The sequence below is a fragment of the Pseudomonas subflava genome (genome assembly GCF_023823685.1).
Classification (GTDB): domain Bacteria; phylum Pseudomonadota; class Gammaproteobacteria; order Pseudomonadales; family Pseudomonadaceae; genus Aquipseudomonas; species Aquipseudomonas subflava.
This window is the reverse complement of sequence record NZ_JAMXBF010000015.1, coordinates 14076-40231: the sequence shown is the minus strand read 5'-3', so window position 1 is coordinate 40231 and position 26156 is coordinate 14076. Positions and strand designations below refer to the sequence as shown.

23 protein-coding genes and 1 tRNA gene are annotated in these 26156 nt (G+C 63.7%); 20 read left to right on the top strand and 4 right to left on the bottom strand.

Annotated elements, in window-relative coordinates:
• The first annotated feature begins 48 nt into the window (after positions 1–48).
• The 17 genes from pheS to NF616_RS19820 all read left to right on the top strand — a co-directional run bounded on the left by pheS (position 49) and on the right by NF616_RS19820 (position 20557).
• Complete coding sequence (gene pheS / locus NF616_RS19900; RefSeq protein WP_252275516.1) at positions 49–1065, top strand: phenylalanine--tRNA ligase subunit alpha; 1017 nt, start codon at positions 49–51, stop codon at positions 1063–1065.
• Between the two features lie 42 nt (positions 1066–1107).
• Positions 1108–3486, top strand: a complete 2379-nt coding sequence (gene pheT / locus NF616_RS19895) for a phenylalanine--tRNA ligase subunit beta (protein WP_252275515.1) — start codon at positions 1108–1110, stop codon at positions 3484–3486.
• Positions 3487–3489: 3 nt separating this feature from the next.
• Positions 3490–3792, top strand: a complete 303-nt coding sequence (ihfA, locus tag NF616_RS19890) for an integration host factor subunit alpha (protein WP_002553164.1) — start codon at positions 3490–3492, stop codon at positions 3790–3792.
• On the top strand, positions 3773–4129 hold the full coding sequence (locus tag NF616_RS19885) for a MerR family transcriptional regulator (protein WP_043310659.1): 357 nt from the start codon (positions 3773–3775) through the stop codon (positions 4127–4129). The genes ihfA and NF616_RS19885 overlap by 20 nt, the downstream gene beginning before the upstream one ends.
• Before the next feature lie 82 nt (positions 4130–4211).
• A tRNA-Pro gene (locus NF616_RS19880) sits at positions 4212–4288 on the top strand.
• 155 nt (positions 4289–4443) lie between these two features.
• A complete protein-coding gene (locus NF616_RS19875; RefSeq protein WP_252275514.1) occupies positions 4444–6420 on the top strand; it encodes a type I restriction-modification system subunit M in 1977 nt (658 codons plus the stop codon).
• Positions 6417–7754 carry a restriction endonuclease subunit S gene (locus NF616_RS19870; protein WP_252275513.1) on the top strand — a complete coding sequence of 446 codons (1338 nt, stop codon included), beginning with the start codon at positions 6417–6419 and terminating at the stop codon, positions 7752–7754. Before NF616_RS19875 ends, NF616_RS19870 begins: the two co-directional genes overlap by 4 nt.
• 23 nt (positions 7755–7777) lie before the next feature.
• Positions 7778–9439, top strand: coding sequence for a DUF262 domain-containing protein (locus tag NF616_RS19865; protein WP_252275512.1), 1662 nt, complete (start codon positions 7778–7780; stop codon positions 9437–9439).
• A 35-nt stretch (positions 9440–9474) separates the two neighbouring features.
• Entirely contained in the window at positions 9475–12666 is a 3192-nt protein-coding gene (locus NF616_RS19860) for a type I restriction endonuclease subunit R (protein WP_252275511.1), read from the top strand.
• A 331-nt stretch (positions 12667–12997) separates the two neighbouring features.
• Positions 12998–13747 carry a GntR family transcriptional regulator gene (locus NF616_RS19855; RefSeq protein ID WP_252275510.1) on the top strand — a complete coding sequence of 250 codons (750 nt, stop codon included), beginning with the start codon at positions 12998–13000 and terminating at the stop codon, positions 13745–13747.
• A complete protein-coding gene (locus NF616_RS19850) occupies positions 13744–15468 on the top strand; it encodes a fumarate reductase/succinate dehydrogenase flavoprotein subunit (RefSeq protein WP_252275509.1) in 1725 nt (574 codons plus the stop codon). The genes NF616_RS19855 and NF616_RS19850 overlap by 4 nt, the downstream gene beginning before the upstream one ends.
• Positions 15469–15539: 71 nt before the next feature.
• Positions 15540–15785, top strand: coding sequence for a 4Fe-4S dicluster domain-containing protein (locus tag NF616_RS19845; RefSeq protein WP_252275508.1), 246 nt, complete (start codon positions 15540–15542; stop codon positions 15783–15785).
• Between the two features lie 218 nt (positions 15786–16003).
• A complete protein-coding gene (locus NF616_RS19840) occupies positions 16004–17410 on the top strand; it encodes an ABC transporter substrate-binding protein (protein WP_252275507.1) in 1407 nt (468 codons plus the stop codon).
• Between the two features lie 261 nt (positions 17411–17671).
• Complete coding sequence (locus NF616_RS19835; RefSeq protein WP_252275506.1) at positions 17672–18451, top strand: ABC transporter permease; 780 nt, start codon at positions 17672–17674, stop codon at positions 18449–18451.
• Positions 18448–19305, top strand: coding sequence for an ABC transporter ATP-binding protein (locus tag NF616_RS19830; protein ID WP_252275505.1), 858 nt, complete (start codon positions 18448–18450; stop codon positions 19303–19305). Before NF616_RS19835 ends, NF616_RS19830 begins: the two co-directional genes overlap by 4 nt.
• A complete protein-coding gene (locus NF616_RS19825) occupies positions 19302–20285 on the top strand; it encodes a HEAT repeat domain-containing protein (protein WP_286675146.1) in 984 nt (327 codons plus the stop codon). The genes NF616_RS19830 and NF616_RS19825 overlap by 4 nt, the downstream gene beginning before the upstream one ends.
• Positions 20282–20557, top strand: a complete 276-nt coding sequence (locus NF616_RS19820) for a DUF971 domain-containing protein (RefSeq protein ID WP_252275504.1) — start codon at positions 20282–20284, stop codon at positions 20555–20557. Before NF616_RS19825 ends, NF616_RS19820 begins: the two co-directional genes overlap by 4 nt.
• Before the next feature lie 33 nt (positions 20558–20590).
• Here NF616_RS19820 and NF616_RS19815 read toward each other — a convergent pair whose 3' ends face one another.
• Entirely contained in the window at positions 20591–20983 is a 393-nt protein-coding gene (locus NF616_RS19815; protein WP_252275503.1) for a RidA family protein, read from the bottom strand.
• Positions 20984–21107: 124 nt separating this feature from the next.
• Between NF616_RS19815 and NF616_RS19810 the strand changes: the two genes are divergently transcribed.
• The gene (locus NF616_RS19810; protein WP_252275502.1) at positions 21108–22016 is read left to right on the top strand and encodes a LysR family transcriptional regulator; all 909 of its coding nucleotides are present in this window, start codon (positions 21108–21110) and stop codon (positions 22014–22016) included.
• 8 nt (positions 22017–22024) lie between these two features.
• Here NF616_RS19810 and NF616_RS19805 read toward each other — a convergent pair whose 3' ends face one another.
• The gene (locus NF616_RS19805; RefSeq protein WP_252275501.1) at positions 22025–22603 is read right to left on the bottom strand and encodes an HD domain-containing protein; all 579 of its coding nucleotides are present in this window, start codon (positions 22601–22603) and stop codon (positions 22025–22027) included.
• Positions 22604–22654: 51 nt separating this feature from the next.
• Positions 22655–23227, bottom strand: coding sequence for a helix-turn-helix domain-containing protein (locus NF616_RS19800; protein WP_252275500.1), 573 nt, complete (start codon positions 23225–23227; stop codon positions 22655–22657).
• A 493-nt stretch (positions 23228–23720) separates the two neighbouring features.
• Between NF616_RS19800 and NF616_RS19795 the strand changes: the two genes are divergently transcribed.
• Positions 23721–24170, top strand: coding sequence for an acetyltransferase (locus tag NF616_RS19795; protein ID WP_252275499.1), 450 nt, complete (start codon positions 23721–23723; stop codon positions 24168–24170).
• A 2-nt stretch (positions 24171–24172) separates the two neighbouring features.
• Positions 24173–25342 carry an MFS transporter gene (locus NF616_RS19790; RefSeq protein WP_252275498.1) on the top strand — a complete coding sequence of 390 codons (1170 nt, stop codon included), beginning with the start codon at positions 24173–24175 and terminating at the stop codon, positions 25340–25342.
• A 7-nt stretch (positions 25343–25349) separates the two neighbouring features.
• Here the strand turns inward: NF616_RS19790 and rlmE are convergent, their stop codons facing one another.
• Positions 25350–25970, bottom strand: a complete 621-nt coding sequence (gene rlmE / locus NF616_RS19785; protein WP_252275497.1) for a 23S rRNA (uridine(2552)-2'-O)-methyltransferase RlmE — start codon at positions 25968–25970, stop codon at positions 25350–25352.
• Between the last annotated feature and the right edge of the window lie 186 nt (positions 25971–26156).

Here is a 26156-nt window from a genome sequence, read left to right as displayed (position 1 = left end):
GGGAAGAGCCTTCAAGCTCTTCCCCTATTTCGTATCTGGAGTCCGTACATGGAAAACCTGGATGCATTGGTCTCGCAAGCGCTTGAGGCCGTGCAAAACACCGCAGACATCAACGCCCTGGAACAGCTCCGGGTGCAGTATCTCGGCAAGAAAGGCGAGCTGACCGCCCTGATGCAGACCCTCGGCAAACTGTCCGCCGAAGAGCGTCCGCAGGCCGGCGCCCTGATCAATGCCGCCAAAAACCAGGTTCAGGACGCCCTGAACGCCCGCAAATCCGTGCTTGAGCAGGCCCTGCTCGCCGAGAAGCTGGCGTCCGAGCGTATTGACGTGACCCTGCCGGGCCGCGGCCAGGCCTCTGGTGGCCTGCATCCGGTCACCCGCACCCTCGAGCGTGTCGAGCAGTTCTTTACCCATATCGGCTACAACGTGGCCGAGGGTCCGGAAGTCGAAGACGACTACCACAACTTCGAAGCGCTCAACATCCCCGGCCACCACCCGGCGCGGGCGATGCACGACACCTTCTATTTCAACGCGAACATGCTGCTGCGCACCCACACCTCGCCGGTACAGGTGCGCACCATGGAATCGCAGCAGCCGCCGATCCGCATCGTCTGTCCCGGCCGCGTGTACCGCTGCGACTCCGATATCACCCACTCGCCGATGTTCCACCAGGTCGAGGGCCTGCTGATCGACGAGGGCATCAGCTTCGCCGACCTCAAGGGCACCATCGAGGAATTCCTCCGCGTGTTCTTCGAGAAGCCACTGGGCGTGCGTTTCCGCCCGTCCTTCTTCCCCTTCACCGAGCCGTCGGCCGAAGTCGACATGCAGTGCGTGATGTGCTCCGGCAAGGGTTGCCGCGTGTGCAAGCAGACCGGCTGGCTGGAGGTGATGGGCTGCGGCATGGTGCATCCGAACGTTCTGCGTATGTCCGGCATCGATCCGGAGAAGTACTCCGGCTTCGCCTTCGGCATGGGCGTCGAGCGGCTGGCCATGCTGCGTTATGGCGTCAATGACCTGCGCCTGTTCTTCGATAACGACCTGCGGTTCCTGGCGCAATTCCGCTAGCCGCACGCCCCGTATCGAATTCGCTTAAGGAGAACAGACAGCATGAAATTCAGTGAACAGTGGCTGCGTGGCTGGGTGAACCCGGCAGTTTCGCGCGACGAACTGGTGGCCCGCCTGTCCATGGTCGGCCTGGAGGTAGACGCCGTGATCCCGGTCGCCGGCCAGTTCAGCGGCGTGGTGGTGGGCGAGATCCTCAGTGCCGAACAGCACCCGGACGCAGACAAATTGCGCGTGTGCCAGGTCAGCAACGGCAGCGCCACCTTCCAGGTGGTCTGCGGCGCGCCCAATGCCCGCGCCGGCATCAAGATTCCCTTCGCCATGATCGGCGCCGAGCTGCCGGGCGACTTCAAGATCAAGCAGGCCAAGCTGCGCGGCGTGGAGTCCCAGGGCATGCTCTGCTCGGCCTCCGAGCTGCAGGTCAGCGACGACAACAGCGGCCTGATGGAACTGGCGGCAGACGCCCCGGTCGGCCAGGGCCTGCGCGACTACCTCGGTCTGGACGATGCCAGCATCGAGATCGGCCTGACCCCGAACCGTGGCGACTGCCTGTCGCTGGCCGGTCTGGCTCGCGAAGTCGGCGCCATCTATGCCGCTCCGGTAGCGACTGTATCCGTCGCCCCAGTCGCCGCTGCGCATGACGAAGTGCGCCCGGTCGAAGTGCTGGCCTCCAAGGCCTGCCCGCGCTACCTGGGTCGCGTTGTCCGCAATGTCGACCTGTCCAAACCGACCCCGCTATGGATGGTCGAACGCCTGCGCCGTTCCGACATCCGCAGCATCGATGCCGCCGTCGACATCACCAACTACGTGATGCTCGAGCTCGGTCAGCCGATGCACGCCTTCGACCTCGCCGAGATCAACGGCGGCATCCGCGTGCGCATGGCGGAAGAGGGCGAGAAGCTGGTCCTGCTGGATGGCCAGGAAGTCAGCCTGCGCGCCGACACCCTGGTGATCGCCGACCACAACCGCGCCCTGGCCATCGCCGGCGTGATGGGCGGCGAGCACAGCGGCGTCAGCGACAAGACCCGCGACCTGTTCCTGGAAAGCGCCTTCTTCGACACCATCTCGGTGGCCGGCAAGGCCCGTTCCTATGGCCTGCACACCGACTCCTCGCACCGCTTCGAGCGTGGCGTGGACTCGCAGCTGGCGCGCAATGCTATGGAGCGCGCCACCGCGCTGCTGCTGGAGATCGTCGGCGGCGAAGCCGGTCCGATCATCGAGGTGGCCAGCGCTGCCGACCTGCCGAACGTCGCGCCGATCACCCTGCGTGCCGAGCGCATTAGCCAGATGCTGAGCATGGACATGGACGACGCCGAGGTCGAGCGCCTGCTCAATGCGCTGGGCCTGAGCACCGTCGCCCAGGGCGCCGGCCAGTGGCAGGTCAGCGTGCCGAGCCACCGCTTCGACATCAGCCTGGAAGTGGACCTGATCGAAGAGCTGGGTCGCCTGTACGGCTACAACCGTCTGCCGGTGCGCTACCCGCAGGCTCGCCTGGCCCCGCAGGCCAAGGCCGAAGCCCGTGCCGAGCTGCCGGCCCTGCGTCGCCTGCTGGTCACTCGCGGTTATCAGGAAGCCATCACCTACAGCTTCATCGATCCCAAGCTGTTCGAGCTGTTCAATCCGGGCGTGGCGCCGCTGCAGCTGGCCAACCCGATCTCCGCCGACATGGCCGCCATGCGTTCCTCGCTGTGGCCGGGCCTGGTCAAGGCGCTGGAGCACAACCTCAACCGCCAGCAGTCGCGCGTGCGCCTGTTCGAGAGCGGCCTGCGCTTCATTGGCCAGCTCGAAGGCCTGAAGCAGGAAGCCGTGCTGGCCGGTGTGATCAGTGGTAGTCGCCTGCCGGAAGCCTGGGCCAACGGCCGCGAGAGCGTGGACTTCTACGACCTCAAGGCCGATGTCGAAGCGCTGCTGGGGTATGCCGGCGCCGCCGATGCCTTCAGCTTCGTGCCGGGCGAGCATCCGGCCCTGCACCCGGGCCAGACCGCACGTATCGAGCGGGAAGGGCGCCTGGTTGGTTTCCTCGGTGCCATGCACCCGGAACTGGCCAAGACCCTGGGTCTGGATCAGCCAGTGTTCCTCTTCGAGCTGGTACTGGCCGAAGTGGCAACCGGACGCATGCCGGCGTTCAGCGAGCTGTCACGCTTCCCTGAGGTGCGCCGCGACCTGGCCCTGCTGGTGGATCGCGAGCAGCCGGCCGATGCCGTGCTCGCTACCATCCGCGAGGCCGCTGGCGAGTGGCTGACGGACCTCAGACTGTTTGACGTGTATCACGGTAAAGGCATTGATCCACATAGAAAAAGCCTTGCCGTTGGCTTGACCTGGCAACATCCATCGCGCACTCTTAACGACGATGAGGTGAATACAACTACGCAAAACATCATCACCTCGCTGGAAGAAAGGTTCAACGCCACGTTAAGGAAGTAGCGTATGGGGGCTCTGACGAAAGCTGAGATGGCGGAACGTCTGTATGAAGAGCTTGGCCTGAATAAGCGGGAAGCCAAGGAGTTGGTGGAGCTGTTTTTCGAGGAAATCCGCCACGCGCTGGAAGACAACGAACAGGTCAAATTGTCCGGTTTCGGCAATTTCGACCTGCGCGACAAACGTCAGCGCCCGGGCCGCAATCCCAAAACAGGCGAAGAAATCCCGATCACGGCTCGCCGTGTTGTCACCTTTCGTCCGGGCCAGAAATTGAAGGCCAGAGTAGAGGCATATGCTGGAACCAAGTCATAACGACGAGCTGCCGCCTATCCCTGGCAAACGCTACTTCACCATCGGCGAAGTCAGCGACCTCTGTGCCGTCAAGCCTCATGTTTTGCGTTACTGGGAGCAGGAGTTTCCTCAGCTCAATCCGGTGAAGCGACGGGGTAACCGTCGCTACTATCAGCGCCAAGATGTGCTGATGATCCGCCAGATCCGAGCACTCCTGTACGACCAGGGCTTCACCATCGGCGGGGCGCGTCAGCGTCTCTCCGGCGACGAAGCCAAGGACGACACCACCCAGTACAAGCAGCTGATCCGGCAGATGATTGCCGAGCTCGAGGATGTTCTGCTGGTGCTTCGCAAGTAAGCCCTCAGCGGTAAAAAAAACTTCCACAATTCAGCAGCTTATTGTAAAGTCCTCCCCGCTTCCGGTAACACGGAAGCATCGTCGGGGCGTAGCGCAGCCCGGTAGCGCACTTGCATGGGGTGCAAGGGGTCGAGTGTTCGAATCACTCCGTCCCGACCAAATAATCCCAACATCAAAGCCTGATCAGAAATGATCAGGCTTTTTTGTTTTGGGCTCAGGTAAACACCGGGGTAAACGCGCTCATAGAGATGCGGTCCCGACCTTTCCGTCAGGTTAAACTCGCGCTTTTGCTGTCCTGTTCCAGGAGAAGTTGCGTGAACACGGAAAACCATTCCCAGACGGCCGCCTTTCTTTGGTCGATTGCCGACCTGCTGCGCGGTGATTTCAAGCAGTCGCAGTACGGTCGCATCATCCTGCCGTTCACCCTGCTGCGCCGTATGGAATGTGTGCTGGAGCCGACCAAGGAAGCGGTGATCCGTGAGTCCTATGCGCAGGAAGGCCGGCCTGATCTGGTGCGTGAGCGGCTGTTGCTGCGCGCGGCCGGCCAGCAGTTCTTCAATGCCTCCAAACTGACCCTCGGCACGCTGTCCGATACCCAGACCGCCGCCGACCTGATGAGCTATGTGCAGTCCTTCAGCAAGGACGCCCGCGAGATTTTCGAGCACTTCCACTTCGAGGACTTCGTGCAGCAGCTCGCCGCCGCCAACCTGCTGTATCAGGTAGTGCAACGCTTTGCTGTCGCCCCGCTGGAGCCTGAGCGCATCAGCAACTTTGGCATGGGCATCATCTTCGAAGAGCTGATCCGCAAGTTCGCGGAAAGCTCCAACGAAACCGCCGGGGAGCACTTCACCCCGCGCGATATCGTGCACCTGACCACCTCGCTGGTGATCACCGGGCAGGACGACAAGCTCAAGCCCAACAGCATCGTCACCATCTACGACCCGACTGCCGGCACCGGCGGCTTCCTCTCCGAGGGCGACGAGTACATCCAGTCCATCAGCCAGCAGGTCACCGTGTCGCTGCATGGCCAGGAGCTCAACCCCGAGTCCTACGCCATCTGCAAGGCGGACATGCTGATCAAGGGCCAGGACGTCACCAGCATCAAGCTGGGCAATACCCTGTCCGACGACCAACTGGCCGACAGCCGCTTCGACTTCATGCTCAGCAACCCGCCGTTCGGCGTGGAGTGGAAGAAGGTGCAAAAGCAGATCACCGACGAGCACAGCAGCAAAGGCTTCACCGGCCGCTTCGGCCCGGGCCTGCCACGCGTCTCCGATGGCTCGCTGCTATTCCTGCTGCACCTGGTCAGCAAGATGCGTGACCCGCGTGAAGGCGGTTCGCGCATCGGCATCATCCTCAACGGCTCGCCGCTGTTTACCGGCGGCGCCGGTTCGGGCGAATCGGAGATTCGCCGCTACCTGCTGCAGAACGATCTGGTCGAGGCGATCATCGCCCTGCCCACCGACATGTTCTACAACACCGGCATCGCCACCTATGTGTGGGTGCTGAGCAACCACAAGGTCGCCGTGCGCCAGGGCAAGGTGCAGCTGATCGATGGCAGCCAGCACTTCGCCAAGATGCGCAAGTCGCTGGGCAGCAAGCGCCAGTACCTCACCGAGGAGCAGATCGACGAACTGGTGCGCCTGTATGGCCGCTTCGAGGAAACCCCGCAGAGCAAAATCTTCCCCGTCAATGCCTTCGGCTATCGGCGCATCACCGTCGAGCGCCCGCTGCGCCTGAACTTTCAGACCAGCGCCGAGCGCATCGAGAAGGTGCTTGAAGAAAAAGCCATCGAGAAGCTGGAAGCCCCGGCCCGCCAGCGTCTGGTCGAAGCCCTGCAGGCCATGGACACCAGCGTTCTGCACCGCAACCGCGAGCAGTTCAGCAAGCTGCTGAAGAAGGCGCTCAACGCCCATGACGTATACCCCAGCACACCCGAGCTGAAGGCCATCCTCAACGCCCTGAGCGAGCGCGACCCCGAGGCCGATATCTGCATGGTCAAAGGCCTGCCGGAAGCCGATGCGGGCCTGCGCGACAACGAGAACGTGCCGCTGGGCGAATCGGTGTACGACTACTTCGAGCGCGAAGTAAAACCCCATGTGCCGGATGCCTGGATCGACGAGAGCAAGACGGATGCGCAGGATGGTGAAGTCGGCATCGTCGGCTTCGAGATTCCGTTTAATCGTCACTTCTACATATTCCAGCCGCCGCGCCCGCTGGAAGAGATCGACCGTGACCTGAAAGCCTGCACCGACCGCATTAAGCAGATGATCGAGGGGCTGTCGGCATGACGTTTCCCAGTTATCCGAAATATAAGGCGTCAGGCTTTACTTGGTTGGGTAGCGTACCTGAGCACTGGGTACTGAAGCGTCTTGGTCATTACTTCGATGAGCGCCGCGAAAGGGCCAGTGATACTGAGTTCGAGCCTTTGTCAGTCACCAAGCATGGAATTGTTCCCCGGCTTGAAAGCGCAGCAAAAACACAGGACGGCGACAATCGGAAGAAGGTGCTGGCGGGCGATTTTGTTATCAATAGCCGCTCTGATCGAAAGGGCTCATCCGGGCTATCACCACTCGATGGCTCGGTTTCGTTGATATGTACCGTATTAATCCCGACTGGATTACACGGTCCATACATCCATCACTTATTCAGAAGCGAGCTGTTTCAAGAGGAATATTACCGTTGGGGTAAGGGGATAGTTGCTGACCTTTGGAGCACGAATTTTTCTGACATGAAGAATATTGTGCTGGGCGTTCCTTCTGAGGCGGAACAAACCCAGATCGCCCGCTTCCTCGATCACGAAACCTCCCGCATCGACGCCCTGATCGAAGAGCAGCAGAGCCTGATCGAGCTGCTCAAGGAAAAGCGCCAGGCGGTGATCTCCCATGCAGTCACCAAAGGCCTCGACCCGACGGTGCCGATGAAAGACTCCGGTGTGGAGTGGCTGGGCGAGGTGCCGGCGCATTGGGTGGTATCAAAGTTGAAATTCATGACGGATCGCGTTGTTGACTGTCCTCATGAAACTCCGAATTACGATCCGGATGGGAATTATCTTGTTATTCGGACGGCAGACATTGATCAAGGAATTCTGAAGCCCGAGCAAATGTATCGTTTGGATCGGAGTGAGTATTTGCATCGCACTCGACGAGCGTCTTTAGAGAAGAGTGACATTGTTTATGGGCGAGAAGGCGAAAGATGGGGGTATGCCGCCTTGATTCCAGAGTCTGATCTATATGCACTCGGGCAGAGAATGATGCAGTTCAGAGTGAGCGCCCATGTTTGCCCTGAGTACTTCATGTTTCAGCTAAACTCTATTGCCGTTTACAGGCAGGGTGAAGTCGATACGGTTGGAGCCACATCGCCACACGTGAATATCTCAACCATTATCAATTATCAAATGATGATTCCTCCGAAGGAGGAGCAGGCTAGCATTTCCAACTTTTTGAACAAGACGCTCCGAGATTTGGATAGCTTGATCAACGAGTCAGCGTGTGCCATGAGGCTACTCCAAGAGCGCCGCTCCGCCCTAATATCCGCCGCCGTCACCGGCAAAATCGATATACGCGGATGGCAGCCCCCGGCGAGCGCTAAAGCCCCTGAACACACCACACAGATGACCGCCTGAGCAGCAGGCCACAAGGAAGTCGCATGATCATCAATGTCGATAAAACCAACCTGAACAAGCTGCTCGGCGTACCTAATCGCCAACTGACCATCCCGGCCTATCAGCGACCCTACGCCTGGGAGGCGGAGCAGGTGGATGAGCTGTGGCACGACATTGTCGAAACGCTGGGCAGCAATCATTTCATGGGTTCGGTGGTGCTGTGTTCGCCCGATCAGGCCCGCCCCGAGGTCATCGACGGTCAGCAGCGCCTGACCACCATCATTCTGTTGCTGGCGCTGATCCGCGATGAGTATCAGCTGCGCAAGCCCGATCTGGTCGGACGCATCCAGCAGTTTTTGCAGAACGCCTATGCCGAGCCGGACCTGCGCTTCAAGTTCCGCCCCGGCAATGCCAATGCGCGGGTGTTTACCGATTTCATCCTGTGCGCCCCGGACGATGACTCACGGCGCGACTGGGCGACCGTACGGCAGCTCGCCAGCCATGAGCTGAACCGCAACCTGCGAATGATTGAAAATGTCGAACGTCTGAAGGGCTATCTCGTCCCCTGGCTGGCGGCTAGCGACAACCCCTTGCAGGCGCTGGAGCAGATCGAACGCAAGATCATGACCGGGCTGGAATTCGTGGTCATCGATGTGCCGGACATTGCCAATGCCTTCATTATCTTCGAGACCCTGAATGATCGTGGCCTGGCGCTGTCGGCCGGCGATCTGCTGAAGAACCACCTGCTCGCGGCGGCTGCCAAGTCCAGCGAGTCGGTCGAGGCCCTGGCCGCCGACTGGGACATGATCATCGACAGCCTGGAAGGCGGCGACATTACCCGCTTCCTGCGTCACTACTTGTTGACACAGCATGCCCAGGTACAGAAAGACGATGTGTTTGCCTTGTTCAAGAAGGAGGTAGGCAGCCGGGGCGTCAAGCCACTGGTCAAGGATCTCAAGCTGATGGCGCGCTTCTACGGCCAGTTCATCAAGCCCGAGCTGGTGGCGGACAAGGCCGTGCGTGAGGTCTACCAGAACCTCAATACCTTGCGCGCCACCATGTGCTATTCCGCGCTGCTGGCGGCCTCGGCAACGCTGGGCAACGACGCCCTGCGCGATTTTGCGCGCCTGTGTGAAGTGCTGACCTTCCGCTACAGCACCATTTGCAGCAAGGACTCCAAGGAGCTGGAGCGCTTCTATCATCAGGCGGCCAAGGTGCTGGCAACCAAGGGCTTAGAGGGGCTGGAGGAGGCGCGCAAGATTCTCGAAGCGGCATCGCCGAGTAGTGAGGAGTTTGTGTTGGCCTTCCGGCAGCAGTCGATGGGGCGGCAGTACATCGTCAACTACACCTTCCGCGGCATCGAGAATCATCTTTCGCCGGAAGAAAAGACCCTGCTGAACACCCAGCAGGTGCATATTGAACACATCATGCCGCAGACCCTGTCGCTCGCTTGGCGAGAGGCCTTGGGCGAGGATGCCGATCAGCATGAGCTGTTCGTCAATCGCTGGGGCAACCTGACACTGCTGGGCGGCAAGCTGAATATCACCGCTTCCAATCAGCCGTTTGCCGAGAAGCTGGCGCTCTATCGGCAGTCCAAGATCGCGCTGTCCCAGGCGCTGGCCGCCTATGAGGGTTGGGGCCTGCCGCAAATCGAGGCGCGGCAGGCGCAACTGGCGGAAATCGCGGAAGGAATCTGGCGCATCTGAGGTGCGGCGTTGATTAACGGAAGGTGAGTGGCGGCATGGCAGACAGCAAGGAATACCAGTTTCAGCAGGACATCATCACCGCCATGGTCGCCCAGGGCTGGCTGAACGGCCCGGCCAGCGGTTATGACCGGCGCACGGCGCTGTATACCGAGGACTTTCTCGGCTACTTCAAAGACGCCTGGCCAGAGCGTTGGGACAAGTTCGCCAAGGCCAACCCGAACAACCCGGAAGGCGTGCTGGTACAAAAACTGGTACGCGAGCTGGAGCAGGACGGCACCCTGGATGTGCTGCGCCATGGCTTCAAGCTGCCGGGGGTGAAGATCGAGGTGTGCAGCTTCAAACCCGACCACGGCATGAACCCGGACACCCTCAAGCGCTACCAGTGCAACCGCCTGCGCGTGGTGCCGGAGGTGTCTTACTCGCCCCACTATCGAGAAGGCGAGTACAACCCGCGTCTGGATCTGGTGCTGTTCGTCAACGGCATCCCCGTCGCCACGCTGGAGCTTAAAAGCGAGTTCAAGCAGAGCGTGGAAAACGCCAAGCGCCAGTACCGCTACGACCGCCCGGTAAAAGACCCACTGACGCGCAAGCCCGAGCCGCTACTGACCTTCAAGCGCGGCGCGCTGGTGCATTTTGCCGTGAGCCAGGATGAGGTGGCGATGACCACCCAGCTGGCTGGCAAGGAGACTTTCTTCCTGCCGTTCAACCTCGGCAGCCTCGACGGCGGCGCTGGCAACCCGCCTGCGCTGGACGACAGCCAGTACGCCACCGGATACCTGTGGCAGCGCTTGTTCCAGCCGGATGCCTGGCTCAAGGTGCTGGGTCGCTTTCTGCACCTGCAGAAGAGCGTGAAGGAAGATGCCGATAGCCAGCGCGTCACCAAGGAGACCCTGATCTTCCCGCGCTATCACCAGTGGGAAGTGGTCAACAAACTGATCGAGACCACCCGTGCCGAAGGGCCGGGCAAGCGTTACCTGATCCAGCACAGCGCCGGCTCGGGCAAGTCCAACTCGATTGCCTGGACGGCGCATCAGTTGGCCTCGCTCTACGATGCCGAGGGCCAGCGCCTGTTCAACTCGGTGATCGTGATTACCGACCGCACCGTGCTGGACAAGCAACTGCAGGACACCATCTACCAGTTCGAGCACGCCCAGGGCGTGGTCAAGTGCATCACCCGCGATATCGGCAATCAGAGCAAGTCCGAGCAACTGGCCGAGGCGCTGGCCGAGCAGACGCGCATCATCATCGTCACCATCCAGACCTTCCCGGCGCTGTTCGATGCGCTGGACAAGTACCCCAAGCTGGCCAGCGGCCGCTATGCAGTGATCGCCGACGAGGCGCACTCCTCGCAGACCGGCTCATCGGCCAGCAAGCTGAAGCAGATTCTCGGCAGCGATGCCCTGGATGCAGAAGAGATCAGCGCCGAAGAGCTGCTGGACGCCGCCGTGGCTGCCCGTGCGCCCAACGAACGCATCAGCTACTACGCATTTACCGCCACGCCTAAGGCCAAGACCCTGGAGCTGTTCGGTCGCTCGGCCAATCCGGCATTGCCGGCGAGCGCCGACAACAAGCCCGAGGCGTTCCACCTGTACTCCATGCGCCAGGCCATCGAGGAAGGCTTCATCCTCGATGTGCTGCAGAACTACACCACCTACAGTACCGCCTGGAAGATCGCCCACCCGGACGGTGACGACGAGGAAGTGGACTCGAAGAAGGCGCGCATGAAGCTGGCGCGCTGGGTGCGCCTGCATCCGTACAACATCAGCCAGAAGGTGGAGGTGATCGTCGAGCACTTCCGCGCCAATATCCGCCACCTGCTGGGTGGCCAGGCCAAGGCCATGGTGGTCACCAGCAGTCGGCAGGAGGCGGTGCGCTACCAGCTGGCGGTGCAGGCCTATGTGAAGCAGATGGGCTACGGTGATGTGCATCCGCTGGTGGCCTTCTCCGGCAGCGTATTGCCGGACGGGGTGATCCCCGAAGAGGTGACGGAAAGCAGCAATCTGCTCAACCCCGGTCTGAACGGGCGTGACCTGGCGGAAGCCTTCGATACCCAGGACTTCAACGTGATGATCGCCGCCAACAAGTACCAGACCGGCTTCGATCAGCCCAAGCTGTGCGCCATGTACGTGGACAAGAAGCTGCAGGGCGTGGACTGCGTGCAAACCCTGTCGCGCCTGAACCGTACCTTTGGCGACAGCAAGCCGACCTTCATCCTCGACTTTTTCAACGACGCCCAGGACATTCTCGACGCCTTCCTGCCGTACTACACCAAGGCCGAGCTGACCGACGTGACCGACCCGCAGCTCATTTATGACCTACAGAAGAAGCTGGATGCCGAGGGCATCTACCACTGGGAAGAAGTGACAGCGTTCGCGCTGGCCTTCTTCGATCCCAAGGCGGCCGCCAGCAAACTCAGCTACTACTGCGCACCGGCCAAGGAACGCTTTGCCAAGCGCTACATGCTGGCCCAGGAATCACGCCAACAGGCGCTGGAGTTCAGGCGTACCGCCGAGCAGAACGGCGACAGCGCGGGCCTGAAAAAGGCCGAGGCGGCAGTGAAGGAAGCTGGCGAGCAGGTGGATCAGCTCGACCTGTTCAAGAAGAACCTGCAGAGCTTTGTGCGCCTCTACGAGTTCCTCTCGCAGATCATTCCCTATGAGGATCGCGAGCTGGAGCAGCTGTGCGTGTACGCCAAGCACCTGCACCCGCTGCTGCGCGTGGATCGCCTGGAGCAGGAAGACGTGGACGTGGGCGAACTGCAACTGACCCACTACCGCCTGACCAAGCGCGCCGAGCATCAGTTGCGACTCAGTGAAGAGCGCGGCGAGTATGGCCTTGATCCGGCTACAGGGCTGGGTAGCGGCAAGCCCCACGACCCGGAGAAGAAGCGGCTGTCGGAAATCATCGAGGCGCTGAACGATATCTTCGGTGCGGAGGTGGGCGATGACAACCAACTCCACTATGCCAATGGCATTGTCAGTCGCCTGAGCAAAGACGAGGCGGTGATGGCCCAGATCAGCAACCACTCGACCGAACAGGTAATGCACGGCCTGTTCCCCAAGCGGGTCGAGGATATGGTTCTGGACGCCATGACCGATCATGAAAAAATGTCGCTGGATGTGCTGGATAACGAGGTCAAGAGCCGAGCATTTACGTTGGTGATTTTGAAGATACTGAAATCGGCAGCGGGCCTCGATGAGAGTGGTTTACGCGGCCAACAGGGTTAGGGGGTGACTATGGCGGTTCCGGATTTCCAAAGCGTAATGCGGCGGCTGCTGTCATTCTTCATAACGGCGCGACGGCGCCGCTCACGGAAACTGAGCGAAGAGAGCACGTACCGTCAGGGAAAACATAGCGATGCGACAAAGGCCAGTCAGAAATGACTGGCCTTTTTGTTTCTGGGTTATCCGCTCTCGTGAGCCGAATAGGCGGGCTATTCGGCTCGCGACCTCCATCGCATCATAAGCTTATGCAATAAAAGTATTTCCCGTGCATTTCTTATGCTCGCTATCTTCTCGTCACAGCTTGTTATGACAAGTAGAGATCAGAGACGAGAACATGGCCGAACTGCTTCCCCTGTCCCCCGTGCCGCTGTACAGCCAGCTCAAGGAGCTGCTGCGTGGGCGCATCCTCGACGGTACCTATCCGCCGCACAGCCGCATGCCTTCGGAGAGCGAGCTGGGCCAGGCGTTTGGCGTCAGCCGCATCACCGTGCGCCAGGCGCTGGGGGATCTGCAGAAGGAAGGGCTGATCTTCAAGATTCATGGCAAGGGCACCTTCGTCGCCAAGCCTAAGGCGTTCCAGAACGTCAGCACCCTGCAGGGCCTGGCCGAGTCCATGTCGCAGATGGGCTACGAGGTGATCAACCGCCTGCACAGCCTCAAGCATCTGCCGGCCGATGCTCGCGTCGCCGAGCGCCTGGGCCTGGAGGAGGGCGCGCCGGTCACCGAGATCAAGCGCGTGCGCCTGGTCAATCGCGAGCCGGTGTCGCTGGAAGTCACCTATGTACCGCGCGCCGTCGGCGAGAAGCTGGAGAAGGCCGACCTGGTGGCCCGCGACATCTTCCTGATCATCGAGAACGACTGCGGCATCGCCCTCGGCCATGCCGACCTGGCCATCGACGCGGTGCTGGCCGACGCCGACCTGACTCGTGCGCTGAACGTGGAGGAGGGCGCGCCGATCATGCGTATCGAGCGCCTGACCCACGGCGCCGACGGCACGCCGCTGGACTTCGAATACCTCTATTACCGCGGCGACGCCTTCCAGTATCGCCTGCGCATCGACCGCCAGAAGGGCTCCCACGCATGAATACGATTGAACGCGAATACGACCTGGTGGTGATCGGCGGTGGTACCGCCGGCCCGATGGCCGCGATCAAGGCCAAGGAGGCCAACCGCGAGTTGCGCGTGTTGCTGCTGGACAAGGCCAACGTCAAGCGCAGCGGCGCCATCAGCATGGGCATGGACGGCCTTAACAACGCGGTGATCCCCGGCCACGCCACGCCCGAGCAGTACACCAAGGAAATCACCATCGCCAACGACGGCATCGTCAACCAGGCGGCGGTATACGCCTACGCCACCAAGAGCTTCGAGACCATCGAGCAGCTCGACCGTTGGGGCGTGAAGTTCGAGAAGGACGAGACCGGCGACTACGCGGTGAAGAAGGTCCATCACATGGGCGCCTACGTGCTGCCGATGCCCGAGGGGCACGACATCAAGAAGGTGCTGTACCGCCAGCTCAAGCGCGCGCGGGTGGAGATCACCAACAGGGTCATCGCCACCCGCCTGCTGACCGACGCCGAGGGCGCGGTGAACGGGGTGATGGGCTTCGACTGCCGCACCGCGGATTTCCACCTGATCCGCGCCAAGGCCGTGGTGCTCGCCTGCGGCGCCGCCGGGCGCCTGGGCCTGCCGGCTTCCGGCTACCTGATGGGCACCTACGAGAACCCGACCAACGCCGGCGACGGCTACGCCATGGCCTACCACGCGGGCGCCGAGCTGGCGAACCTGGAGTGCTTCCAGATCAACCCGCTGATCAAGGACTACAACGGCCCGGCCTGCGCCTACGTCACCGGCCCGCTCGGCGGCTACACCGCCAACAACAAGGGCGAACGCTTTATCGAGTGCGACTACTGGTCCGGGCAGATGATGTGGGAGTTCCACCAGGAGCTGGAGGGCGGCAACGGCCCGGTGTTCCTCAAGCTCGACCACCTGGCCGAGGAGACCATCCAGAACATCGAGGAAATCCTGCATAGCAACGAGAGGCCCAGCCGCGGCCAGTTCCACGCCAACCGTGGCACCGACTACCGCACCGGCATGGTGGAAATGCACATCTCCGAGATCGGTTTCTGCTCCGGCCACAGCGCCTCGGGCGTGTGGGTCAACGAGAAGGCCGAGACCAGCGTGAAGGGCCTGTACTCGGCCGGCGATATGGCCGCCGTTCCGCACAACTACATGCTCGGCGCCTTCACCTACGGCTGGTTCGCCGGGGTCAATGCCGCCGAGTACATCGCCGGCCGTGAATTCACCGAGATCGACGCGCAGCAGGTCGAGCGCGAGCAGGCGCGGGTGTATGCGCCGCTCAATCGCGAGCACGGCCTGCCGCCGGCCCAGGTCGAGTACAAGCTGCGGCGCATGGTCAACGACTACCTGCAGCCGCCCAAGGTGACCAAGAAGATGGAGATCGGCCTGACCCGTTTCGCCGATATCCAGCGCGACCTCGACCAGCTCAAGGCTAACAACCCGCACGAGCTGATGCGCGCCCTGGAAGTCAGCGTGATCCGCGACTGCGCCGAGATGGCCGCGCGCGCCTCGCTGTTCCGCGCCGAGAGCCGCTGGGGCCTGTACCACTATCGGGTCGACCATCCGCAGCGCAACGACGCCGAGTGGTTCGCCCACTGCCACCTGAAGAAGGGTGAGGACGGCGAGATGACCAGCTTCAAGAAGCCGGTGGAGCCGTACCTGATTCCGCTGGATGACGAGGAACAGCACGCCTACCAGCGCCTGCGGGTGCGTAGCGACGCCGCCTGACCACACCTGCGTGCAGGCCCCGAGCAGGGGCCGCAGAAACGAGAGAGCCACAGGCTCCGAGGAACCGTGACATGGCCTACCAGCCCCAGGAAATCTTCTTTCGCAGCAATGCGCCGGTGACCATCGACGAGGACAAGTGCATCGCCCACAAGGGCTGCACCGTGTGCGTCGAGGTCTGCCCGATGGACCTGCTGGCGATCAATCCGGCGACGCAAAAGGCTTACATGACCTTCGACGAGTGCTGGTACTGCATGCCCTGCGAGAAGGACTGCCCGACCGGTGCGGTGAAGGTGGAGATTCCCTACCTGCTGCGCTGAGTTCTTCCTTCTCCCCTTGGGAGAAGGTGCCCGAAGGGCGGATGAGGGAACACCTAGCCGCCCGTATCGCCCTCACCCCAACCCTCTCCCGGAGGGAGAGGGGGCGAAAACCGCCATCCGGAAACCCCGGACGCCTTGCCTGCAAAACCCCTCGTTTCCCACCAGCCAACCGCATGGCGGAGACGACTCAAAAAACCATGATTCGAGGGGAAACACCCATGCGCTTGCGTACTACCCTGGCCGGCCTCGCCCTGGCCATCGCCTCCGTTCACGCCCAGGCCGAGACGATCCGCGTCGCCATCGGCACCCAGGACACCACCATCAACTGCGCCACCGGCGGCCTGCTCATCCGCGAGCTGGGCCTGCTCGACAAGTACCTGCCGAAGGACGGCAAGTACGAAGACGTGAAGTACGAGATCGAGTGGAAGAACTTCACCAGCGGCGCGCCGCTGACTAACGAGATGGTCGCCGGCAAGCTGGATTTCGGCGCCATGGCCGACTTCCCTGGCTCGTTCAACGGCGTCGCCCATCTCGATGCCGGCAAGCGCAGCCTGTTCCTCAGCGTGCTGTCCGGCAGCACCCGTGGCAGCGGCAACGGCATCGTGGTGCCGGCGTCCTCCAGCGTGCAGTCGCTGGCCGAGCTGAAGGGCAAGACCATCTCCGTGCCGTTCGCCTCCACCGCCCACGGCATGCTGCTGCGCGCCGTGGCCGCGCAGGGCTGGGACCCGCAGAAGGACGTGCGCATCATCGCCCAGCCGCCGGAGATCGCCGGCTCGGCCCTGCGCAGCAACCGCATCGAGGCACATGCCGACTTCGTGCCGTTCGCCGAGCTGTTCCCCAACCGTGGCTTCGCCCGCAAGATCTACGACGGCTCCCAGGCCAACGCGCCGACCTTCCATGGCGCGCTGGTGGATGCCGAGTACGCCAGGAAGTACCCGGAAGTGGTCACCGCCTACCTGCGCGCCAGCCTCGAGGCCGACCGCCTGTTCGCCGAGTCGCCGGAGAAATACAGCGAGCTGATCGAGAAGGTCACCGGCATCGAGGCCGAGGTGAACTACCTGTTCCACGGCCCGCTCGGCCTGCAGACCCGCGACCTGACCTGGAAGCCGGAGTACCGCAAGGCGCTGGCCACCTCTATCGACACCCTCAAGCTGCTGAAGAAGACCGACCGCGGCCTGGACGTGGACAAGTTCGTCGACGACCAATACATCCGCGCCGCCTTCAAGCAGGCCGGCCGCGACTACGACAAGGCCCTGGCCGACTACCAGCCGCTGCCGCTCAAGGCCAATGACGCGCTGACCGGCAAGCCGATCACCGACGTTTCGCGCCTGGCGCAGATCTGGGTGCGCGGCGAGGACAAGGTGCGCCACTACAGCTCGCCGGAAGCCGCGCTCAAGGCCCTGGCCGCGCTGGAGCAGGAGGGCAAGGACATCCGCGCCATCTACGCCCAGGCCACCGACAGCGGCATCAAGCTGCTGGCCAACCAGGCCTGGTTCGTGCGCAACGGCAAGGGTGAACTCTCCGCCTTCCTGCTCAAGGACCAGGCCGAGGCCTACGCCCAGCAGCACGGCGGCACCGCGCTGGACTTCGTCAGCGCCAACCAGCAGGCCGTCGCCAGTCTTTAAGGAGGCATCGTGGCGTGTGAGCTCCCTCTCCCCTTGGGAGAGGGCTGGGGTGAGGGTGCCGTAGGCAACTCGGAGCGGCTTGCCAATCCCTCACGCCTACGCGGCCCGCCCGGCCCCTCTCACAGGGGGAGAGGGATGACTCGCGCCGGCCTGCCGTGCACGGACTGCGCCCTCTCCCATTTATGGGAGAGGGACGTAGCCCGGATGAAATCCGGGACCGCACAGTTATTCCCGGATTTCATCCGGGCTACGGAGATGGCTATGAATTCTCTATACCGCTGGCCCCTGCGCCTCGCCTCGCTGGCCGCCTGCCTGCTGTTCTGGCAGCTGGCCGCCACTGCGCGCCTGGACCTGGGCCTGCTCACTTTCACCTATGTGCCCACGCCCAGCGCCGTGCTCGACGCGGCCTGGCAACTGCTGCACTCCAGCCAGCTGCTGGCTCACCTCGGCAGCAGCCTGGGCCGAGTGTTTGCCGGTTACCTCAGCGCCGCCGTGATCGGCGTGCTGCTCGGACTGGCCATCGGTCGCTCGAAATGGGCCGAGGACAGCCTGCTCCCTCCGCTGGAAGTGCTGCGGCCGATTCCCGCGGTGGCCTGGATTCCCCTGGCCATCCTGATGTTCCCCTCGTCGGAGCTGTCGATGGTGTTTATCACCTTCACCGGCGCGCTGTTCCCCATCCTGCTCAACACAATCCACGGCGTGGAGGGCGTCGATCCGCGCCTGATCGCCTCGGCGCGCAGCCTCGGGGCAGGGCGCCTGGCCATCTTGCGCGAGGTGATTCTGCCCGGCGCGGCGCCGAGCATCGTCACCGGCCTCGCCATCGGCATGGGCACCTCGTGGTTCTGCCTGGTCACCGCCGAGATGATCTCCGGCCAGTTCGGCATCGGTTACTACACCTGGGAGTCCTACACCATCCAGAACTACCCGAACATCGTCGTCGGCATGCTGCTGATCGGCCTGCTCGGCATGGCCAGCAGCGGCCTGGTCAAGCGCCTCGGCGGCCTGGCCACGCCCTGGTACCGCAGCGGAGCACAGCGATGAGCGTCTACGAAAGAGCCCCCGAGCCCGGCCGCATCGACGGCCGCCAGCTGTCCATCCGCCTCGGCCAGGGCCGCGAGGCCTTCGAGGCGGTGCAGGCGCTGGACTTCGCCGTCGAGCCCGGTGAATTCGTGTGCATCCTCGGCCCGTCCGGTTGCGGCAAGTCGACCCTGCTCGGCGCCCTGGCCGGTCACCTGCGGCCCGCCGGCGGTAGCCTGCTGGTGGATAACGCGCCGGTGGCCGGTCCCTCGCCGGAGCGCGGCATGGTGTTCCAGCATCACACCCTGCTGCCCTGGCGCAGCGTGCTGGACAACGTCGCCTTCGGCCTGAAGATGCAAGGCATCGGCAAGGCCGAACGGCGCCGCCAGGCCGCCGAGATGCTGCGCCTGGTCGGCCTGCAGGACTTCGCCACGCGCTGGCCCAACCAGCTCTCCGGCGGCATGCAGCAGCGCGCCGAGATCGCCCGCGTGCTGATCAACCGGCCGCGCCTGCTGCTGATGGACGAGCCGTTCGGCGCCCTGGACGCGCAGACCCGCTCGCGCATGCAGGAGCTGCTGCTGGATATCTGGACGCGCATCCGCACCACCGTGGTGTTCGTCACCCACGATATCGACGAGGCGCTGTTCCTCGCCGACCGCATCCTGGTGATGAGCCCGCGTCCGGGCCGCTTCATCGAGGACCTGCGCCTGGACTTCCCGCGCCCGCGCAACGCCAGCCTGCTGACCAGCCCCGGCTTCGTCCACCTCAAGCGCCACTGCCTGGAACTGCTGCGTCACGAGGAAGGCCGCGAACTGCCACGCCTCACCCCGCTGGGCCTGCCCACCACCGAACATCCGCCACTGCGAATCGCCCTATGACCACGCTATCCATCGCCGATCTGATTACCGACAACCCGGACATCCTCGACCTGCAGCCGCGCCTGGCCGATGCCGACGCCGGTGTGCGCCGCATCGCCCTGATCGAGTTGGCCGACCTGGAAGACCCCGATGCCTTGCCCTGGCTGACCCAGGCCCTGGGCGATGACCCCGCCGCTGAGGTGCGCGCCGAGGCCGCGCGCCTGCTGGAGGCTTGGGAAGAGCCCGAGGTGGTCGCCGCCCTGTGCGCCGCCCTGGCCGACGCCGATGAGGAAGTGCGCGCCGCCGCCGCGCAGAGCCTGTCCGAACTGAAGAGCGCCGAGGCGGGCAGGGTGATCCTGCCCTGGGCCGCCCATGGCGATGCCTTCGTCCGTGCCAGCGCCCTGCGTGCCTTGCGCGAGCTGCGCCTGGCCGAGGCCGCACCGCTGGCCCTGGGCGCGCTGCATGACAGCGACGCATTCGTCCGCCGCGAGGCGGTCGGCATCCTCGGCTGGCTGAAACAGACCGATGCGCTGCCGGCCCTGGCCACCTTGGCCAGCCGCGACCCGGATACCGAAGTGCGCCGTGCCGCCACCGGCGCCCTGGGCCTGGCCAGCGACGCCAGCGTGTTGCCGGCCCTGCGCGCCGCGCTGCGTGACCGTGAATGGCAGGTGCGCGAGGAAGCCGCCACCACCTTGGGCAAGGTCGGGCAGAGCGATGCCGGCCCGGCGCTGGTAGAGGCATTGGCCGATGGCTATTGGCAGGTGCGTCTGCGCGCCGCTCGGGCGCTGGGCAAGCTGCGTTTCGCCGGTGCGCTGAGTGCGCTGGTCGAGCTGCTCGGCCATAGCATCAGCAACCTGCGCAAGGAAGCGGCCCTGGCCTTGGGCGAGCTGGCCGACCCGGCCGCGCTGCCGGCGTTGCAGGCGGCGGAAAACGACGGCGACCCCGAGGTGCGCAAGGCCGTGCGAATTGCCCTCGGCCAGTTGCAGGGCGCGATGCGATGAACGCGCCCAGCGCCTTGCGCAGCGCCGCCGGCCAGCTGTGCCTGGAATGGCCGGACGGCCAGGTCAGCCAGCTCAGCCATGCTTGCCTGCGCGCCGCCTGCCCCTGCTCGCAGTGCCGCGCGGCGCGCCTGAATGGGCGCATCGACGCGGCGCCAAGCGAGGTACACCTGTGCGCCATCAATCAGCAGGGCTACGGCGTGCAGCTGGTGTTCAGCGATGGCCACGACAAGGGCATCTATCCCTGGATCTATCTGCAGGAGCTGGCAGGCTGAAAGACAAGCCCCACTCGTGAGTGGGGCTTGCGGTCATTGCGGCAGTCGGGCAATCACCTTGATCTCAAAGTCAAACCCGGACAGCCACGTTACCCCAATGGCGGTTACCGTCGGGTAGGGCGCTTTGCCCCAGAACTCGGCGGCTACCTCCCAGATGGTCTCGAACTTCGAGTCGGGATCGACCATGAAGATGGTCGTGTCGACCACATCGTCAAAGCTACTGCCGGCTTCGGCCAGGATCGCGATGAGGTTGGCGAAGGCGAGGCGTACCTGGGCTGCGAGGTCCGGTTCGGCCGAGCCGTCCTTGCGGCTGCCGACCTGGCCGGAGACGAACAGGAAGCCGTTGGAGCGAATCGCCGGCGAGTAGCGGTGCAGGTCGTACAGGGCGTGGCGGTCGGGCGGGTAAATCACGTTGCGGGTAGTCATCTTTGTTTCTCCATCGGGGTTATCGATGGGGCGACTCTAGGCGCGTGCGCCAACCCGATAAACGAGCAACACTGTCCATCACTGTTTGTAGAATCCAAACAATCCCGCCCAGTTCGGAGTCGCGATGGACCGTTTCGATGCGATGCAGGCGTTCGCCCGCGTGGTGGAAACCGGCAGCTTCACCAAGGCCGCCGATACTCTGCACATGAGCAAGACCAGCGTTACCCAACTGGTGCAGCAGCTGGAGGCGCGCCTGCGCGTGCGGCTGCTCAACCGCACCACGCGCAGGGTCCATGTCACCGCCGACGGCGCTGCCTACTACGAGCGAGTCATCCGTCTGTTGGCCGACATGGACGACGCCGAGACCAGCCTGTCCGACGCCTCCGCCTTGCCGCGCGGCCGCTTGCGGGTGGACGTGCCCAGCCCCTTCGCCAGTACGATCCTGATCCCGGCGCTGCCGGCCTTTCATGCGCGCTATCCGGAGATCCAGCTCGACCTGGGTGTGAGCGACCGCTACGTCGATCTGATCGGCGACAACGTGGACTGCGTGGTGCGCGGCGGCGAGATCACCGACCAGTCGCTAGTGGCCCGCCACCTGGGCGACCTGCGCATCGGCGTATACGCCGCGCCCGCCTACCTGGCGCGTGCCGGCGTGCCCGAACATCCGGGTGAAATGGGCGGGCACCAGATCGTCAGTTTTCTCGGCGCTCGCTCCCGCAAGGCCTTCGCCGGCGTGCTGCGGCGAGGCGAGGAGCGCATCGCCCTGCAAGGTCGGTCCGCGCTGACGGTGGATGACGGCAACGCCTACCTCGTCGCCGGGCTGGCCGGCCTCGGCATCCTCTGGCTGCCGGAGTACATGGCCAAGGCGCACAGGGCGAGCGGGGCACTGGTGCCGTTGTTCGAGGAGTGGGAGGTGAATCCGCTGCCGCTCTACCTGGCGTACCCGCCCAACCGGCATGTCAGCGCCAAGCTCAGGGTGTTCATCGACTGGATGATCGAACTGGGCAAGGCCGCCGAGTGCGCGCGGGCCTGATGCCTCGGTCAGGCGAGATCCTGAACATCGATCCTTGCGCACGTGTCGGCATCGAGTTCCCGGCGGATCCGGCTGAACAACGGATGAGCCGCCATATAACGAATGCCGTAGTGCAGGTTGAAGCGGTAGTCGAAGCCGGGTGGGTTGGCGCCCTGGTTGTGCTGGAGGATGGTTTCCAGCTTGTCCAGCGCTTTGGCCGCCTGGGCCTCGGGGGTGGAGGCCGATTCGTACTCTTCCCAGAGCGCGTGAATGGTTTTTCGCAGGCCTGCGTCCAGCTCGCTGGTGAGCAGATGCAGGTCATGTCGTTCCTGCTGGTGTTTGCTTATGGGGGCGAGCTGATCGACGGCAGGAATGTCGCCGCCGATGGCCTCTGCCAGGTCGTGGACGACGCACAGCTTCAGCAGACGCAGTATGTCGAGGCCATGGAGCTGATCCTCGAAGGCGATTGCCATCAGGCACAGCCGCCAGCTGTGTTCGGCGGTGCTCTCGCGCCGTCCGTTGGAGGTCCGCCCACTGCGCAGTACGTTCTTCAGCGATTCGGCCGTGCGCAGGAATGCCAGCCTTGCCTTGAGGGTCTCGTCGTCCATCTGTCATGCACCGAGGTCGTGAAAGGGAATTCGCGGTGCAGTACGAGGCGCCTACGGCCGTGGCTGATCGAGTGTCTCCACCAGGCGCGCCGCCGTGCCATCGGACAGCATCAGGCGCGTCCAGCGACATCGACTTGGCACGATGGGCACCAGCGGCGAGCCATTGGCACCGCTGGCGAATTCCACCGATACCGATCTCGCTATGTCCCGCCAACCCAGGTCGTCCAGCGCTGCTTCCCGGAGCGCGATCTCCTCGGTAGCGAACGGCCAGAGCGACTCGCCGAGCAACGCCGACAGCGGCAGCGCGAACTCGGCCGCGCGGGCGCTCGAGCAGGCTAGCAACCGGTGAGACAGGTCGCACACCAGGTGCACTGGCTTCGTACTGTCCTGCACCAGCCTGGCCAGGGCAGCATCGGCCGCTGAGTCCAGCCGCGCCAGCAGCAGCCTCTCGACACGGGCACGCTCGCCAGGGCTCATCTCCTGCACACCGGTCTCCCAGCGCGAGATGGTCGATTGGTTGACGCCGAACAGGCCGGCGGCATGGGACTGCTTGATTCGGTGCTGCACGCGCCAGCGGCGCAGGGCACCGCCCAAAGAGGGTTGGAGCAGGATGAGATTGGCCATCTCGGCCTCCGAACTAATGAATCATCATCTGCGCTGGCCTTGTACTGCGCCCCACAGCCTAGGGCGCCTGTGGGGCGGAGGCCACGCATGAATTATGCGAGCGGGCGGCACCCGTCCGCGGTTAATGTTGCCCGCTTTCCAGCACGCTCGCCTCGCCCGTGAAAATGCGAGTGATGGCGCGCTCGAGCACCTCGTAGAGACGGGTCCTGCATATGCATCACGTTGAACCTGAGGGACGCCGAAGCCGGCTGGGCTGAGGCGTTGCCCGAGCCGGGACGATATTCTCGTCCATCGCCGGTCTCGCAAGCACGGCCGCATTCGGCCCATCTGGCAGGCGGCTAGAGCAGCCGAGCAGCCGCTGCTGGGGATCGCCGCCGTACTCGGTGAGCATACCTCCTGGCAACTGATCGCCGTGGCGTGCGCGGTGCGTGCTGCGTCTCTGCGGCGCGTCGATTTGCCTGGATTTCTTCAATCCCTACACAAAGCACGAGTCATGAAATCTATCGTCAAATGCATTCGCCCCAGCACGCCGAGTGATGCACCGCGCCTCTATGAGATCTGGCGCGGCGCCGTCGAAGCCACCCATCACTTTCTCAGCGCCGAGCATCTGGAGCTGATCGCCTTTCAGGTGAAGCACCAGTACTTGCCGGAGGCCGGTTTCCAGGTGGTGGTCGACGCCAGCGACCGGCCACTGGCCTTTATGGGCATGACCGGCTTCACCATCGATAGCCTGTTCGTCGATCCGGCATTTCACGGCAAAGGCATTGGCCGACTGCTCATCGAGTTGGCCAGACGCAGCCATCACACGCTGTACCTGGACGTGAATGAGCAGAACCCGGGGGCGCGAACCTTCTACGAACGAATGGGTTTCAGAATCGTCGGACGTTCCGAGTTCGACGGCGAAGGCCGCCCCTATCCGTTGCTCCACCTGAGATTGAACTGATCGTGCACGCCGCTTCGACCACCACCGTATTCGGCCTGCTGCTGGCGGCCACCATTCTTGGCATTGCCGGCACCGACCTGATCCTGCCCGCCATCCCCACATTGCCCGCCGCCCTCGGCGGTGGGCCGGAGCAGGCGCAGCTGGTGCTGGCTGCCTTCACCGCCGGCGCAGCCCTGGGCCTGCTCGGTTTTGGCGAACTCGGCGCGCGCTTCGATCAGCGCTATCTGCTCGGCGCCTCGCTCCTGTCCTACGCCGCCACGTCGGCGCTTTGTGCCAACAGCGATTCGTTGGAGATGCTGATCGCCGCTCGCTTGGCCCAGGGCGCCTCGGGCGCGGCGGCGGCAGTCTTCGCCCCTGGCATGCTGCGCCGGCTGTATCGCGACGAACAGGCGGTGCGGGCGATGGGGCTGTTCGGCAGCATCGAGGCGCTGACCCCAGCCTTCGCCCCGGTGCTCGGAGCTGCGCTGCTGCCGCTGGTGGGCTGGCGCGGCAGCTTCTGGCTATTGGTCGGCGGTGCAGTGCTGCTGGCCATACTGCTGGCTCGCCAGCATCGGCACTTCCCACCGGCCACGCGCCCCGCGCAGCCGGGCGGTTATGCCGCGCTGCTGCGCAACGGTGCGTTCCTCGAATTGGCGTTGGGTTACGCGTTCACCCTGGCGGCGTTGCTGGTGGTGGTGTTCGCGGCGCCGGCGCTGTTCGCCGGTGTGCTGGCGGGCCAGTCCATCGGCTTCGTCACTTTGCAGATCGTTGGCATCTCCCTGTTCATCGCAACGGCGAATGCGTCGGGATTCCTGGTCAGGCGCTTCGGCAGGGACGCGCTCTTGTCGCTGGGTACCGCGCTGGCCATGCTCGGAACGCTGCTGCTCGCGGCCTACGCGATGGCGGGCGGCACGTCGGCGTTGATGGTGACGCTGATGTTTCTTTTGCTCAACGCAGGCCTCGGCTTGCGTGGCCCGGTGGGCTTCCATGCCGCCATGGTGGCGGCGAACGGTGACGATGCCCGCGCGTCGGCCATCGTTGTCATCGCCATGCTCGGTGCCACCTCGCTGGGCACGGCGCTGGTCGCGCCCTTCATCGAGCGGGGTCTGTTGGCGCCCGCGGTGGGCGCGCTGGTGTTGGCAGTCCTGGCCTTGTGGCTCACCGTACGTTCGGTGCGACGTTCTGGCGCGTAACGGCGCCTTACCCCTTGAACCCCTTTGCCACCAGATAAACCTCCCGCGAGCGTGGGCGGGAGGCTTCCGGTTTGCGGATCGAGACCTTCTCGAACGAGCTGCGCACGTCTTTCAGGAAGGCCTCGGAGCCTTCGCCCTGGAACACCTTGACCGCGTAGTTGCCGCCAGGCTTGAGCACCTGGCGGACCATGTCGAGGGTCAGTTCGACCAGGTACATCGATGAGGCCTGGTCGGCGGCGGCGACGCCGCTGATGTTGGGGGCGATGTCGGAGATGATCAGGTCGGGGCGCCTGCCGCCCAGCTTGTCGAGGATCTGCCGGAACACGCCGTCGTCGGTAAAGTCGCCCTGGATGAAGTCGACGTTGTCCAGCGGGTCCATCGGCAGGATGTCGCTGGCGATCACCCGTCCGCTCTCACCGACGATCTTTCCGGCCACCTGCGACCAGCCGCCGGGCGCGGAGCCCAGGTCCATGATCAGCATGCCGGGGCGGATCAGCTTGTCCTTCTCGTTCAGCTCGATCAGCTTGTAGCTGGCGCGCGAGCGATAGCCGTCCTTCTGCGCGCGTTTAACGTAGGGGTCGTTGACGTGTTCGTTCAGCCAGCGGCTGCTGCTTTTGGAGCGTTTCATGAGGGGGCCAGGTGCGGGAAATCGATTGAGGCGAGGCGGCGCGCGGGGCGCCGGCCGCGAAGTGCGGCGATTATAGGCCGATAACACCGCGCAGGTTAAATCCGCGGCGCTTGGCGGCCTGACAGGGGCGGGCCGTGACGGCTACAATTCGCACCTTTCTTCTTTGTTGTTCCTTTGCCGGAGTCA

Bases quoted from the DNA above. Each gene is read 5' to 3' on its own strand.
- pheS (WP_252275516.1), top strand. From the start codon at position 49: ATGGAAAACCTGGATGCATTGGTCTCGCAAGCGCTTGAGGCCGTGCAA.
- pheT (WP_252275515.1), top strand. From the start codon at position 1,108: ATGAAATTCAGTGAACAGTGGCTGCGTGGCTGGGTGAACCCGGCAGTT.
- ihfA (WP_002553164.1), top strand. From the start codon at position 3,490: ATGGGGGCTCTGACGAAAGCTGAGATGGCGGAACGTCTGTATGAAGAG.
- NF616_RS19885 (WP_043310659.1), top strand. From the start codon at position 3,773: ATGCTGGAACCAAGTCATAACGACGAGCTGCCGCCTATCCCTGGCAAA.
- NF616_RS19870 (WP_252275513.1), top strand. From the start codon at position 6,417: ATGACGTTTCCCAGTTATCCGAAATATAAGGCGTCAGGCTTTACTTGG.
- NF616_RS19865 (WP_252275512.1), top strand. From the start codon at position 7,778: ATGATCATCAATGTCGATAAAACCAACCTGAACAAGCTGCTCGGCGTA.
- NF616_RS19860 (WP_252275511.1), top strand. From the start codon at position 9,475: ATGGCAGACAGCAAGGAATACCAGTTTCAGCAGGACATCATCACCGCC.
- NF616_RS19855 (WP_252275510.1), top strand. From the start codon at position 12,998: ATGGCCGAACTGCTTCCCCTGTCCCCCGTGCCGCTGTACAGCCAGCTC.
- NF616_RS19850 (WP_252275509.1), top strand. From the start codon at position 13,744: ATGAATACGATTGAACGCGAATACGACCTGGTGGTGATCGGCGGTGGT.
- NF616_RS19845 (WP_252275508.1), top strand. From the start codon at position 15,540: ATGGCCTACCAGCCCCAGGAAATCTTCTTTCGCAGCAATGCGCCGGTG.
- NF616_RS19840 (WP_252275507.1), top strand. From the start codon at position 16,004: ATGCGCTTGCGTACTACCCTGGCCGGCCTCGCCCTGGCCATCGCCTCC.
- NF616_RS19835 (WP_252275506.1), top strand. From the start codon at position 17,672: ATGAATTCTCTATACCGCTGGCCCCTGCGCCTCGCCTCGCTGGCCGCC.
- NF616_RS19830 (WP_252275505.1), top strand. From the start codon at position 18,448: ATGAGCGTCTACGAAAGAGCCCCCGAGCCCGGCCGCATCGACGGCCGC.
- NF616_RS19825 (WP_286675146.1), top strand. From the start codon at position 19,302: ATGACCACGCTATCCATCGCCGATCTGATTACCGACAACCCGGACATC.
- NF616_RS19820 (WP_252275504.1), top strand. From the start codon at position 20,282: ATGAACGCGCCCAGCGCCTTGCGCAGCGCCGCCGGCCAGCTGTGCCTG.
- NF616_RS19815 (WP_252275503.1), bottom strand. From the start codon at position 20,983: ATGACTACCCGCAACGTGATTTACCCGCCCGACCGCCACGCCCTGTAC.
- NF616_RS19810 (WP_252275502.1), top strand. From the start codon at position 21,108: ATGGACCGTTTCGATGCGATGCAGGCGTTCGCCCGCGTGGTGGAAACC.
- NF616_RS19805 (WP_252275501.1), bottom strand. From the start codon at position 22,603: ATGGACGACGAGACCCTCAAGGCAAGGCTGGCATTCCTGCGCACGGCC.
- NF616_RS19800 (WP_252275500.1), bottom strand. From the start codon at position 23,227: ATGGCCAATCTCATCCTGCTCCAACCCTCTTTGGGCGGTGCCCTGCGC.
- NF616_RS19795 (WP_252275499.1), top strand. From the start codon at position 23,721: ATGAAATCTATCGTCAAATGCATTCGCCCCAGCACGCCGAGTGATGCA.
- rlmE (WP_252275497.1), bottom strand. From the start codon at position 25,970: ATGAAACGCTCCAAAAGCAGCAGCCGCTGGCTGAACGAACACGTCAAC.